This is a genomic window from Microbacterium sp. 1154 (assembly GCF_031455375.1).
Taxonomy (GTDB): domain Bacteria; phylum Actinomycetota; class Actinomycetes; order Actinomycetales; family Microbacteriaceae; genus Microbacterium.
The window spans coordinates 148,692-160,389 of record NZ_JAVDSN010000005.1 but is presented as its reverse complement, the minus strand read 5'-3'; the positions used below and the strand labels follow the sequence as shown (position 1 = coordinate 160,389).

The window sequence follows — 11,698 nt, the reverse complement described above, 5'->3', positions numbered from 1 at the left end:
GGGGGGGTGGTGGGGCCCCCCGTCGGCTATTTTGTGGTGGGGGGGGGCGTGTGGCACCCGCCCCCCCCGCCCCCCCCCCCCCCCGCCCCGCCCCCCCCCCCCCCCCCCCCCCCCCCCCCCCCCCGGGGGGGGGGGGGGGGGGGGGGGGGGGACGACTACAGCTCTACGTTGATCAGCACGGGCTCGGGCTGCAGGACGAGGCCGAACTCGGAGGCCACGCGGCTCTGAACGAAGCGGGCGAGCTCGGCGATCTCGGCCGCCGTCGCCTCGCCGCGGTTCGTCAGGGCGAGCGTGTGCTTGGTCGACAGGCCCGCGCGCGAGCGCGGGAACCGGAAGCCCCGGCGAAGCCCGGCGTTCTCGATCAACCACGCCGCGCTCACCTTGACGTCGCGCGACACGATGGGGGGCGGGGGCAGGATGCCGTCGAAGGCGGCGAGGGGGATGACCGTGACGGGATCGAGCACCGGCGCGAGGGGCCACTTCGGGCATTCCGCGGGAAGGGTGCGAGCGAAGGCCTCCGACACGATCGCGTTCTGGAAGAACGAGCCGGCGCTCCAGGTGTCGGGGTCTTCGGCGTCGAGCACCATGCCCTTGCGGGCGCGGGTCGCGAGCACGTGGTCGCGGATCCACCGCAGCGACACCGCCTGATCGGCCTCGAGGCCCAGGGCGCCGCGCAACTGCTCGCCCGCGATGGGCCGCTCCTCGCCGCCGACGCGCTCGAGTTCGAGGGTCACCGACAGGATGACCGCGGGCCGCTCGGGCACCGAGCCGTAGTGGTGCTTCAGCACCGAGGTGCGAAAGCCCAGGCCGAGCTCCGACGCCGGCACGGTCGAGACCTCACCCGTCGACTCGTCGACCAGCTCCACCTCGACGAGGGTCTGCACGATCTCCTGTCCGTACGCCCCGACGTTCTGCACGGGCGCCGCGCCGACCGTGCCGGGGATTCCCGACATGGTCTCAATGCCGGCGAGCCCGCGCTCGACCGTCTCGGCGACGAGGGCGTCCCAGTCATGGCCGGCCTGCACCCTGAGCCGCACCGTGTCGGCGCGCGACCCCGGGAGCTCGTCGATGCCGGTCGTGCGCACCCGGATCACGGTGCCCTCGAACGGCTCGTCACCGACGAACATGTTCGACCCACCGCCGAGGACGAACCACGGCTCGCCCTGCGCCCACACCTCGCGGAGGGCGTCGACCAGCTCGTCGCGGGTCGTGGCCTCGATGAGTCGGGCGGGTTCACCCCCCGTGCGCAGGGTGGTCAGTTGCGAGAGGGGGACGGGCGCGACCTCGGGCATCAGGACAGCCGCACCCGCACCTGCGCCTTGCCGAGCACGGTGGTCTCGGCGAACGTCACGGTGAGGTCGATGCGCGCGGTCTCGTCGTCGACGGCTCCGACCTTGGCGCTGACGTGCAGGTCGGCTCCGGTCTCGGGGTCGACCACGACGGGCCGGGTGAAGCGCACGCCGTACTCGGCGATGCGACCGGAGTCTCCGAGCGCCTCGGTCAGGGTGCCGACCGCGATGCCCATGGTGAGCATGCCGTGCGCGAGCACGCCGGGAAGGCCCACGGCGGCGGCGACGTCGTCGCGGTAGTGGATGGGGTTGAAGTCGCCCGAGGCCCCGGCGTACCGCACGAGCGACTCGCGGGTCAGGTGCACCGAACGCTCGGCGACGACCTCTCCGACGGTGAACGCGGTCATGCTCCGGCCTCCCCGGCGAGAAGGACGCTGGTGGTGGTCACGACGTGGGCGCCGTCGGCATCCACGATCTCGGCTTCGCTCGTGATCATCGCGTTGCCGCCGATGGAGCGGATGCCGGTGACCGACTGCGTCGCGACGAGCTCGTCACCCGCGACGATCGGTCGCGTGTACCGGAAGCGCTGCTCCGCGTGCACCAGACGCGACAGCTCGATACCCGAGTCGGGGTCGGCGAGCAGCTGCTGGAGAGCGAGGTCCTGAACGACCATCGCGAAGGTCGGCGGCGCGACCACGTCGGCGTACCCGAGGGCACGGGCGGCTTCGGGGTCGGAGTGCTGCGGGGCGTCGGCGAAGACGGCACGGGCGAACTCGCGCACCTTCTCTCGTCCGACCAGGTACGGGGCGGTCGGCGGGAAGACTCGACCGACGAGTTCGGGGTTCACGGGCACTCCCCCAGTGTACCGAGCGGGCTCGCAGGGCCGGGGTGGGTCAGCGCTGATGACGGCCGCGTACGGCCTTCACGGCGATCTGCGAAGCGATGAACACGAGGAAGATCGAGAACAGCACGTTGGCGACGAAGGGGTCGACGGCCTTGGCGATCAACGCGCCCACGGCGGTCGTCGCGCACGCCGCGAGCCCGACGCACAGCGCCGCCGGCAGGTCGACGTTCGACCGGCGGAGGTTGCCGACCGTCCCCGACACCGCGGTCGGGATCATCATGAGCAGCGAGGTGCCCTTGGCGACCAGGTCGCTCGTTCCGAAGAACAGCAGGAGGGCGGGGACCACGATGATGCCGCCGCCGACGCCGAGCAGCCCCGCGAGGATGCCGGTGATCACACCGAGCACGGCCAGCGCGGGGCCGGTGATCCAGGTGAGGACGAGCTCGGCTTCTCGGGAGGGGATGACGAAGTAGAGGCTCACGATGACCGCGAGCAGGAAGGCGACGAAGGACCAGCGCAGGGCGGTCTGCGAGAGCTTGGGCAGCAGCCAGGTGCCGATCTGCGCCCCGCCCACGGCTCCGGCGGCGAGGATGAGCGCAGGCAGCCAGGCGACGTGGCCGTCGACGGCGTAGGTGATGACGCCGACCGACGCCGTGGGGACGATCGCGGCGAGCGAGGTACCCGCGCCGAGACGCTGGTCGAAGCCCAGCAGAAGCACGAGGAGCGGGACGATGACCGTGCCGCCGCCCACGCCGAAGAGGCCCGACATGAGACCGGCGAGCAGACCGACGCCGACGCAGACGGCGTAGAAGCGGACGGTGCGGGGCGGGCGGGTTGCGGTCGTCACGGAGCGGTTCCTCGAGGTCGGGGCGAGACCGATCCCGCCGGCATCCAGTCTCCCACCGGCGCGTATCGTGCCCGGGCGGTGACGGAAAAGAAGCGGTGCCGGAAAAGAAAGCGGCCCCCGGTGGTCCGAAGCCGCGTCCACCGGGGGCCGTCGCCCTCACAGGTCAAGCAGGACGGTGACCCGAACACCGGACTGCGACCACTCGCGTGAGGGTGCGACAAGATGACGATAAACGGACGCCGTCCACGAACCGGACCGGTTGACTGGAATTACTAGCCGTGCTAACAATTTAAGTTGCTGAAGTTTTGTTACCGCCCGGGAATGCGCCAGCGCTCGATCCGGTTCTGAGCCTCCATGACTACCGTAGGAATCATCGGAGCAGGACACATCGGCTCGGCCCTCGCACGGGGCTTCACGAAGAACGGCTACGACGTCGTGATCGCGAACTCGCGGGGTCCGGAGACCCTCAGCGACCTCGTCGCCGAGATCGGAGACAGCGCGCGCGCAGCCACGGCACAGGATGCCGCCGAGGCCGGCGACATCGTCGTGGTCACCGTCCCGCTGAAGGCCATCGCCGACGTCCCCGTCGCTCCTCTCGCGGGCAAGACCGTCCTCGACACGAACAACTACTACTTCGAGCGCGACGGCCACATCGCCGAGCTCGACGAGAAGAAGACGACCACGTCGCAGATGCTGCAGGAGCACCTGCCCGAGTCGGTCGTCGTGAAAGCGTTCAACCACATCCCCGCGGCCGACATCCTCACCGACGGCACCCCGGCGGGGACCGAGAACCGTCGCGCCCTCGCGACCTCGAGCGATTCGGACGAGGCCGTCGCCCTCGTGACCCGCATCTACGACGAGTTCGGCTTCGACACCGTCAACGTCGGACCCCTGAGCGAGAGCTGGCGCGTCGAGCGCGATCAGCCCGCGTACGTCGTCCGTCAGAACGCCGCGGAACTCACGCAGAACCTGGCCCGCGCCGAGCGCTGACCGTTCCCTCCTCGGCCGGACGACCCGCGTAAACGCAATCCGCGCCCGTAAACGCTCTCTCCATGCGTTTACGGGCGCGGATCGCGTTTATGGGCGCGGACCGGTGCCGGCGGCACTCGTCGGACCGCGGATGAGATCAGAGGGCGGCGAGCGCCTGGTCGACGTCGGCCACCAGGTCGTCGACCGACTCGATGCCCACCGACAGCCGCACGATGGTGTCGGGCACCGCGAGTTCGGTGCCGCGGACCGAGGCGTGGGTCATGGCATCCGGATAGTTCACGAGCGACTCGACGCCGCCCAGCGACTCCGCGAGCGTGAACAGACGCGTCGACTCCGCGAAGCGGCGGGCGGTCGCACCGTCGGCGAGCGCGAGGGAGACGATGCCGCCGAAGCCGCTCATCTGGCGCGCCGCCAGCTCGTGCCCGGGGTGCGAGGGCAGACCCGGGTAGTAGACCTGCGCGACCCGGTCGTGCCCGGCGAGGTGCTCGGCGACGGACTGGGCGTTGGAGCTGTGACGCTGCATGCGCACCGCGAGCGTCTTGATCCCGCGGGTGGTCAGATACGCGTCGAACGGCCCCGACACCGCGCCGGCGGCGAACTGCAGGAACTGCACCTTTTCGGCGAAGTCGGCGTCGGCGAAGGCCAGCGCCCCACCCACGACGTCGCTGTGGCCGCCGAGGTACTTCGTCGCCGAGTGCACGACGACGTCGGCACCGAGCGAGAGCGGACGCTGCAGGGCGGGAGACGCGAAGGTGTTGTCGACCACGACGATCGCCCCGGCCTCGTGACCGAGTCGAGCGAGACCCGCGATGTCGGTGATCCGCAGCATGGGGTTGCTGGGGGTCTCGACCCACACCATCCGCGGCGCACGCTCGGCGATGGCGGCGGCCACGGCATCCAGGTCGCTCATGTCGACGACGCGCAGCTTCACGCCCCACGGGCCGAGCACCCGCGCGAGCAGGCGGTAGGTGCCGCCGTAGACGTCGTTGCCGAGCAGTACCTCGTCGCCCGGGACGAGGGCGGCGCGCAGCAGGGCGTCTTCACCGGCGAGACCCGAGGCGAAAGACAGGGCTCGCGCGCCCCCCTCGAGGGCGGCGATCTGCGTCTCGAGGGCCGTGCGGGTGGGGTTGCCGCTGCGACCGTACTCGTAGCCGCCGCGGAGGCCGCCGATGCCGTCCTGCGCGTAGGTCGTCGAGACGTGGATCGGCGGGATGACCGCGCCGGTGGTCTCGTCGGGCGCCTGTCCCGCGTGGACGGCGAGGCTGTCGAAGCCGCGGGCGGCGTCGTGGGTGCTCATGCGGAGTGCTCCTCGGAGGGGGTCGGAAGAAGGGATGCCACGGGTGCAACGTCGTAACCGCGCTCGATCATCCAGTCGTCGTCGAAGATCTTGCTGAGGTAGCCGCGACCGTGGTCGGGGAGCACGACCACCACGACCGCATCGGCGGGGAGATCCCGCGCCACACGGAGAGCGCCGACCACGGCCATTCCGCTGGAGCCGCCGACGAGCAGGCCCTCCTCACGGGCGAGGCGACGGGTCATGGCGAAGGACTCCGCGTCCGAGACGCGCTCGTAGCCGTCGACGAGGGAGGGGTCGAACGCCGGGGGCCAGAAGTCCTCGCCCACGCCCTCGACGTCGTAGCCGTGGATGTCGCCGCCCGAGTAGATCGAGCCGACGGGGTCGACGCCGACGATGCGCACGGCCGCGCCCGCGACCTCGCGCAGGTAGCGACCGGTACCGGTGATGGTGCCGCCCGTGCCGACGCCGGCGACGAGGTGCGTGAGCCGTCCGTCGGTGTCGCGCCAGATCTCGGGACCGGTGGTCTCGTAGTGGCTGCGCGGGCCGTTGGGGTTGGCGTACTGGTTGGGCTTGAACGCCCCGGGGATCTCGCGGACGAGGCGGTCGGAGACGCTGTAGTACGAGTTCGGGTCGTCGGGCTCCACGTTCGTCGGCGTGACGACGACCTCTGCCCCGTAGGCGCGCAGCACCGCCCGCTTGTCCTCGGCGACCTTGTCGGGAACGACGAAGACGCACCGGTATCCGCGCTGTTGAGCGACGAGCGCCAGACCGACACCGGTGTTGCCGCTGGTGGGTTCGACGATCACCCCACCGGGCTGCAGCAGACCGTCGCGCTCGGCGGCGTCGATGATGTTGGCCGCGATGCGGTCTTTCGCCGAGCCGCCGGGGTTGAAGTACTCGATCTTGGCGAGCACCGTCGCGGCGATGCCGTCGGTGACACGGGAGAGGCGGACGAGGGGGGTATTGCCGACGAGGTCGGCGACGCTCTGGGCGTAACGCACGATGGAGTCCTGGGGGTTGATGCACCCGGTGCGGGCGCGGCTGACGGGGTCGTCGAAAAGGAACGCGGGGCGTTCAGCGACAACAGCGACAGGTCAGCACGCCGTCAGCATACCCGAGGACGCCGGTGGTCACGACACGGCGCCGAGAAACGCCTCGAAACTCTCCGCGGGGCGACCGGTGACGCGCTCGACGTCGTCCGAGACGGCCGCCTGGTCGCCGCTCGCGATCGAGGTGTACGTGCTCACCCACGCGTCGACCTGCCAGCGCGGGGCGCCGAAGGCCGCTCTCGAGGCGTAGGCCTCGTCGACGGTCTCGTCGACGAAGCGCACCCGGTGGCCGCGCACCGCCGAGATCTTCTCGGCGACCTCGGACAGGGTCAGAGCCTCGGGTCCGGTGAGGTCGTACGTCACGTCGGCGTGCGCCTCGGGGTCGAGCAGCACCGCGACGGCGGTGGCGGCCACGTCGGCACGAGAGACGAGGGAGCAGCGCCCGTCTCGGGCGGGACCGCGGATGACCCCGTCGTCGCCGGCGAAGAGCTCCATCATGTCCATGTAGAAGTTGTCGCGCAGGAACGTGTACCGCATCCCCGACGCGCGGATGATCTCCTCGGTGGCGGCATGGTCGCGCCCCAGCGTGAAGACGGCGTCCGGCGCGGCGGCGAAGAACGAGGTGTAGACGATCGAACGGACACCCGCGGCCGCCGCGGCCTCGACGAAGGTGCGGTGGTGCTCGACGCGGTCGGCCGTCTCCGAGGCCGACACCATGAAGAGCGTCTCGACCCCCTCGAGCGCCGTGCGAGCGGCATCCGCGTCCGAATACCGGGCGACGTGCACCTCTGCTCCGTCGAGCGAGGGGGCACGCGAAGCATCACGAACGAGAAGACGCTGAGGGATGCCGCGGGCGGCGAGGTCACGCGCGACCCGGCCCCCTACGGCTCCGGTGGATCCGGTGACGGCGATGACGGGCGGCGTGGGCATTCGGCCTCCGGGGACGGGGTGGGCGGTGCCTCCAGCGTAAGCCGGTTCCCCCTCGCTCGGCCGGGAACCTGCTCAGGACGCGGGCGCCACCAAGCGGGCCACACGGACTCGGACCGAGGAGGCGACCTCGTCACCGCCGGCTCCGCGCGCCGCCGTCGCGACGGCGGCGGCAACGACCGCCGCATCGTCTCCCGACGAGACGCCGATGCACACCGTGATCGCGCGGGCGCCGGCAGCCTCCTCGACCTCGGCGAGTGAGCCGTCGACGTCGGCCAGACGCTCGACAGCGCGCGCCACGACCGGACGCGCCGAGTAGCACTCGCGCACCCCCTCGACCGCGGTCACGGCCAGGTCGATGCGGGGCGCCAGCTCCGCTGCGGAGATGGTGGTCATGAGTCTTCCCCCTCGTCGAGGTGCACGTCGCCGACGGTGACGTCCACCCGCCCGACACGGAGGTCGCCGTGTCGTTCGATCGCCGAGCGGATGCCGTCGCGCATCTCCTCGACCGCCGTGTTCATCGCGCGTCCGAAGCGGACGCTGACCGTCACCCGAACGTCGAGGGGAGCATCGGGCTCGGACTGATCGAGCCGCACGCGACCCACCAGCAGTCCCTCGATTCCGTCTCCGACCGTGCGGATGAGCTCGTAGAGTGCCCCCTCGGTCACGACCAGCTCCACTCCGTCGTCGGTCCGCGCCAGGGGAATGTCGCGGCCGGCTCGGAACTCGCGCATGACCTCGCGCATGATGCTGTCGTACCAGGAATCCGAGATCGGCTCGGCGGCCTGCTCCTCCACGATCTCGCGGGACAGCCGGCCCATCCGCTCCATCGACGCCAGGATCGCCTGGCACTGCGCGTTGCGCTCGATGGCGGCGATACGGGGGATGCGTCCGCGATCGAGGTAGGCGGAGAGGTCTTCGAGGGAGTAGCCCGACCCACCGATGTCGTCGTTGTTCTCGCTCACTGGGGTCACCTCCACTCCTCCATGCGTTCCAACACCGTCTTCCTCGCTCGTGCGAGACGTCCGCGCACCGTGGCCGCGGACTCGCCCACCTCGACGGCGATCTCGTCGTAGCTGTGACCGCCGACCTCGCGCAGCACCCAGACGACGCGCAGGTCTTCGGGGAGTTCTGCGAGGATGTTTTTGAGCGCGTCCATCTGAGAGCTCGCCACGACCGCGCGTTCCGGGTCGTCGCGACCGGAGACCATCTCTTCGTCGATCTCTTCCGAGATCTTCCGGGAACGGAGGCGATCGGTGGCCTTGCGCGACACGATGGTCGTCAGCCAGCTTCGCACCTTCTCGGGATCGGTGAGGTCAGGCAGACGCCGCCACGCCGTGATCAGCGCCTCTTGCACGCAATCGTCGGCGTCGGCCCTCGAACCGGTCAACCGGGTCGCGAACGCGACGAGGAACGGCGCATGCCGTCGCACCAGCACCCCGAACGCGAGCTGGTCGCCGTCGGCCGCGCGCGACGCGAGGAACGCGTCGGTGGCGGAGGACAAAGAGGGCATCGGAGTTCCTGTCGGCGTTCGTCTCGGTCCCGGGCCGTGACGTTTCACGAATCGGGTCCGTCCGCATAGCGAAACACCCCGGGGTCGGAATAGTGCGGGATCTTGACGAGGGGGCACTCCTCGTGGCAAAGCACCTCTCCGTGCCCGCCCTGCCCCGACCTTCGTCGCGGCAGGGGTGGTCAACCCACCCGCCCGATGTCGGTGATCACCGATATCGTCGGCTCGACCCCGACCCCGAAGGACACCCATGCGCATCGCCCTCACCGGTTCGTCCGGAAAACTCGGCACCGTCGTCGCCCGCGAGCTGCGTGCCGCCGGCCACGACGTCATCGGTCTCGACGTCCGCGGCGAACGCGGACCGGGCTTCGTCCAGGTCGATCTCACCGACTACGGACAGGTCGTCGACGCCCTCACCACGGTGAACGACCAGCACGACGGTTTCGACGCCCTCGTGCACCTCGCGGCCATCCCGGCGCCGGGCATCCGCTCCGACGTCGCCACCTTCCACAACAACATGGCGAGCACCTTCAACGTCTTCTGGGCGGCCACGCGTCTCGGCATCCAGAAGATCGTCTACGCCTCGAGCGAGACGGTGCTGGGCCTGCCCTTCGACGTCCCGCCCCCGTACATCCCCGTCGACGAGGAGTACGCGCCGAGGCCCGAGTCGGTCTACTCGCTGGTCAAGACCCTCGAAGAGCGCCTGGCCGTCGAGCTGGTGCGCTGGAACCCCGAACTGTCGATCACGGCGCTGCGGTTCTCGAACGTGATGGTCCCCGAGGACTACGCCGAGTTCCCCTTCGACGACGACGCCCGCACCCGCAAGTGGAACCTGTGGGGGTACATCGACGCTCGCGACGGAGCTCAGGCCGTGGAGCGCGCGCTCGATACGGCCCCGGCCGGATTCGACACCTTCATCATCGCGGCGGCCGACACGGTCATGACGCGACCCAACGCCGAGCTCGTGGCCGAGGTGTTCCCGGGCGTCGAGACCCGCGGTGACCTGGGCGAGAACACCACGCTCCTCTCGATCGAGAAGGCCCGCCGTCTACTCGGCTTCGACCCGCAGCACTCCTGGCGAGACGGGCGCTGACGGCGGCGGCCCGGTCCACGCTGCTCCGGGCCCCGCACCACTCGCCGCGTGACAGACTCACAGGATGGACGCCGACGCACGCACGACCGCCCCTTCGCCGACGCCCTCGTCGGACGAACCCGTCATCCCCCTGCCGAACGCGCGCGAGAAAGAGGTGAGCTTCGTCGCGCGCAGCGGCGCGGTGGTCACCCTCCGCCTCATCGACACGGGGCGCTTCGAGCTCAAGCTCGACACCCGAGGCGACTACACGGCCGTGCTGCTGCATGACGGTGACACCTTCGAGCTGCACCCGGCGCCGGGCGTCCACGCCCTCGGCGGCACGGGCCTGACGCCCACCCAGATCTACGAGGGGTTCTGAGCCGCGGCGCAAGCCCCGCGGTGAGGTCATCCGGGCGGGATTGACTGGGGCTCTCGACCCGGGAGGACCACCGTGAGCCACGACGACGACAGCTACGACCTCGCCGTGATCGGAGCCGGTCCCGCCGGAACCGCCGCCGCCCTTCGCGCCGCCGAACTCGGTGCCTCGGTGGTCGTCCTGGAGGCCGGCCGCGTCGGCGGCACCTGTGTCAACACCGGGTGCGTGCCCACCCGCGTGCTCGCGAAAGCGGCGCGTCTCATGCGTGAGACCCGGTCGGCCGACGACTACGGCATCGTCGTCGACGAGCCCCGGGTCGACTGGCCGGCCGTAGTGTCGCGGGTGCACGAGCGGGTGGATGCCGTGCGCTCGATCAAGCGAGAGGCCGAGCGCTTCGCCGAGGCCGGCGTCGATCTCGTGCACGAGGGACGCGCGCGCTTCGCCGACGAGCACACCCTCGTCCTCGACAGTGGTCGGCGCATCCGCGCCGAATCGATCCTGGTCTGCGTGGGCGGTCATTCCCGCCGCCTGCCGATCCCCGGGGCCGAACTCGCCACCGTCCCTGAAGACGTGCTCACCCTCGCCGAGCTGCCCCGCCGCGTCGTCGTCATCGGCGCCGGCAACACGGGCGCCCAGCTGGTGACGGTGTTCCGCTCCTTCGGCTCGGAGGTCACGCTGCTCGATGTCGCGCCGCGCGTGCTCATGGCATCCGATGCCTCGATCTCGCGCGTGATCGCCGAATCGCTCACGGACCACGGGGTCGACGTGCGCACCGGGATCGAGACCGTCGAGCGCATCGATCGCGCGGACGACGGATCGCTCACCCTCGCCTGGCGCGAGGACGGATCGTCGCACACCGTCGACACCGACGTCGTGATCATGGCGACCGGCTGGCCCGCCGACGTCGAAGACCTCGGCCTCGAGAACGCGGGGGTACAGGTCGAGCGCTCCGCCATCCCGGTCGACCGCTACTTCCGCACGGTCGTCCCGCACATCCTCGCCGTGGGCGACGCGAACGGTCGCGACATGCTCGTGCAGGCCGCGCAGTTCGAGGGCGAGGCGGCGGCCGAGAACGCCGTCCTCGGTGCCAACCGGCGAACGCCCCACCATCTCCTCCCCGCGGGCGGGTTCACCGACCCCGACTACGCCGGCGTCGGCCTCACCGAGGAGCAGGCGCGCGACCGCGACCCCTCGTGCGTCGTGGCGACCGCGTGGTTCGCCGACCTCGACCGCGCGGTGATCGACGACCGGGAGCGCGGGTTCCTCATGCTCATCGCCGACCGCCGTCGCGAGCTCGTGCTCGGCGCTCACGCGGTGGGCGAGAACGCCGTCGAGGTCATCCAGTCGGTGACCACCGCGATGGCGGCCGGCATCGACCTCTCGACCCTGGCCGGCGTCCGCTTCGCGTACCCCACGTACAGTGCGGTGATCGGCAACGCGGCACGCGCTCTGCTGCACGCGGACTCCTCCGCGCTGCTCAAATGACACACTGAATCC

At 70.7% G+C, this 11,698-nt stretch carries 14 protein-coding genes; 4 read left to right on the top strand and 10 right to left on the bottom strand.

Annotation, left to right across the window (positions count from 1 at the left end; translation table 11 throughout):
* Window positions 1–155 precede the first annotated feature (155 nt).
* The 4 genes from J2X55_RS15365 to J2X55_RS15350 are packed head-to-tail and all read right to left on the bottom strand — an operon-like array spanning window position 156 to window position 2,980.
* Complete coding sequence (locus tag J2X55_RS15365) at window positions 156–1,292, bottom strand: UDP-N-acetylmuramate dehydrogenase (RefSeq protein WP_309824467.1); 1,137 nt, start codon at window positions 1,290–1,292, stop codon at window positions 156–158.
* Window positions 1,292–1,696 (bottom strand): MaoC/PaaZ C-terminal domain-containing protein, encoded by a 405-nt coding sequence (locus J2X55_RS15360; RefSeq protein WP_210112199.1) that lies wholly within the window; start codon window positions 1,694–1,696, stop codon window positions 1,292–1,294. Before J2X55_RS15360 ends, J2X55_RS15365 begins: the two co-directional genes overlap by 1 nt.
* Window positions 1,693–2,142, bottom strand: coding sequence for a MaoC family dehydratase N-terminal domain-containing protein (locus J2X55_RS15355; protein WP_309824463.1), 450 nt, complete (start codon window positions 2,140–2,142; stop codon window positions 1,693–1,695). Before J2X55_RS15355 ends, J2X55_RS15360 begins: the two co-directional genes overlap by 4 nt.
* A 40-nt stretch (window positions 2,143–2,182) precedes the next feature.
* Window positions 2,183–2,980: a sulfite exporter TauE/SafE family protein gene (locus J2X55_RS15350; RefSeq protein ID WP_309824461.1), complete on the bottom strand. Its 798-nt coding sequence runs from the start codon at window positions 2,978–2,980 to the stop codon at window positions 2,183–2,185.
* A gap of 354 nt (window positions 2,981–3,334) precedes the next feature.
* On the opposite strand from J2X55_RS15350, the gene J2X55_RS15345 reads away from it, so the two are divergent.
* Window positions 3,335–3,970 (top strand): NADPH-dependent F420 reductase, encoded by a 636-nt coding sequence (locus tag J2X55_RS15345; RefSeq protein ID WP_115919539.1) that lies wholly within the window; start codon window positions 3,335–3,337, stop codon window positions 3,968–3,970.
* A gap of 136 nt (window positions 3,971–4,106) precedes the next feature.
* On the opposite strand, the gene J2X55_RS15340 is transcribed toward J2X55_RS15345, so the two are convergent.
* The 6 genes from J2X55_RS15340 to J2X55_RS15315 all read right to left on the bottom strand — a co-directional run bounded on the left by J2X55_RS15340 (window position 4,107) and on the right by J2X55_RS15315 (window position 8,756).
* Window positions 4,107–5,267 carry a cystathionine gamma-synthase gene (locus J2X55_RS15340; protein WP_115919541.1) on the bottom strand — a complete coding sequence of 387 codons (1,161 nt, stop codon included), beginning with the start codon at window positions 5,265–5,267 and terminating at the stop codon, window positions 4,107–4,109.
* Complete coding sequence (locus tag J2X55_RS15335) at window positions 5,264–6,268, bottom strand: pyridoxal-phosphate dependent enzyme (protein WP_309824459.1); 1,005 nt, start codon at window positions 6,266–6,268, stop codon at window positions 5,264–5,266. Before J2X55_RS15335 ends, J2X55_RS15340 begins: the two co-directional genes overlap by 4 nt.
* A 129-nt stretch (window positions 6,269–6,397) precedes the next feature.
* On the bottom strand, window positions 6,398–7,246 hold the full coding sequence (locus tag J2X55_RS15330) for an SDR family oxidoreductase (protein ID WP_309824456.1): 849 nt from the start codon (window positions 7,244–7,246) through the stop codon (window positions 6,398–6,400).
* 72 nt (window positions 7,247–7,318) lie between these two features.
* Window positions 7,319–7,639 (bottom strand): hypothetical protein, encoded by a 321-nt coding sequence (locus tag J2X55_RS15325; protein ID WP_115919547.1) that lies wholly within the window; start codon window positions 7,637–7,639, stop codon window positions 7,319–7,321.
* Window positions 7,636–8,217, bottom strand: a complete 582-nt coding sequence (locus J2X55_RS15320; protein ID WP_210112207.1) for an Asp23/Gls24 family envelope stress response protein — start codon at window positions 8,215–8,217, stop codon at window positions 7,636–7,638. Before J2X55_RS15320 ends, J2X55_RS15325 begins: the two co-directional genes overlap by 4 nt.
* Window positions 8,214–8,756 (bottom strand): sigma-70 family RNA polymerase sigma factor, encoded by a 543-nt coding sequence (locus tag J2X55_RS15315; protein WP_309824454.1) that lies wholly within the window; start codon window positions 8,754–8,756, stop codon window positions 8,214–8,216. Before J2X55_RS15315 ends, J2X55_RS15320 begins: the two co-directional genes overlap by 4 nt.
* A 247-nt stretch (window positions 8,757–9,003) precedes the next feature.
* On the opposite strand from J2X55_RS15315, the gene J2X55_RS15310 reads away from it, so the two are divergent.
* From J2X55_RS15310 to J2X55_RS15300, 3 genes are all read left to right on the top strand, one after another.
* Entirely contained in the window at window positions 9,004–9,846 is an 843-nt protein-coding gene (locus tag J2X55_RS15310) for an NAD(P)-dependent oxidoreductase (protein ID WP_309824453.1), read from the top strand.
* Window positions 9,847–9,910: 64 nt separating this feature from the next.
* Window positions 9,911–10,204, top strand: a complete 294-nt coding sequence (locus J2X55_RS15305; RefSeq protein WP_115919555.1) for a hypothetical protein — start codon at window positions 9,911–9,913, stop codon at window positions 10,202–10,204.
* A gap of 72 nt (window positions 10,205–10,276) precedes the next feature.
* On the top strand, window positions 10,277–11,686 hold the full coding sequence (locus J2X55_RS15300) for an NAD(P)/FAD-dependent oxidoreductase (RefSeq protein WP_309824451.1): 1,410 nt from the start codon (window positions 10,277–10,279) through the stop codon (window positions 11,684–11,686).
* The last annotated feature ends 12 nt before the right edge of the window (window positions 11,687–11,698 follow it).

Bases quoted from the DNA above. Each gene is read 5' to 3' on its own strand.
- J2X55_RS15365 (WP_309824467.1), bottom strand. From the start codon at position 1,292: ATGCCCGAGGTCGCGCCCGTCCCCCTCTCGCAACTGACCACCCTGCGC.
- J2X55_RS15360 (WP_210112199.1), bottom strand. From the start codon at position 1,696: ATGACCGCGTTCACCGTCGGAGAGGTCGTCGCCGAGCGTTCGGTGCAC.
- J2X55_RS15345 (WP_115919539.1), top strand. From the start codon at position 3,335: ATGACTACCGTAGGAATCATCGGAGCAGGACACATCGGCTCGGCCCTC.
- J2X55_RS15340 (WP_115919541.1), bottom strand. From the start codon at position 5,267: ATGAGCACCCACGACGCCGCCCGCGGCTTCGACAGCCTCGCCGTCCAC.
- J2X55_RS15330 (WP_309824456.1), bottom strand. From the start codon at position 7,246: ATGCCCACGCCGCCCGTCATCGCCGTCACCGGATCCACCGGAGCCGTA.
- J2X55_RS15325 (WP_115919547.1), bottom strand. From the start codon at position 7,639: ATGACCACCATCTCCGCAGCGGAGCTGGCGCCCCGCATCGACCTGGCC.
- J2X55_RS15315 (WP_309824454.1), bottom strand. From the start codon at position 8,756: ATGCCCTCTTTGTCCTCCGCCACCGACGCGTTCCTCGCGTCGCGCGCG.
- J2X55_RS15310 (WP_309824453.1), top strand. From the start codon at position 9,004: ATGCGCATCGCCCTCACCGGTTCGTCCGGAAAACTCGGCACCGTCGTC.
- J2X55_RS15305 (WP_115919555.1), top strand. From the start codon at position 9,911: ATGGACGCCGACGCACGCACGACCGCCCCTTCGCCGACGCCCTCGTCG.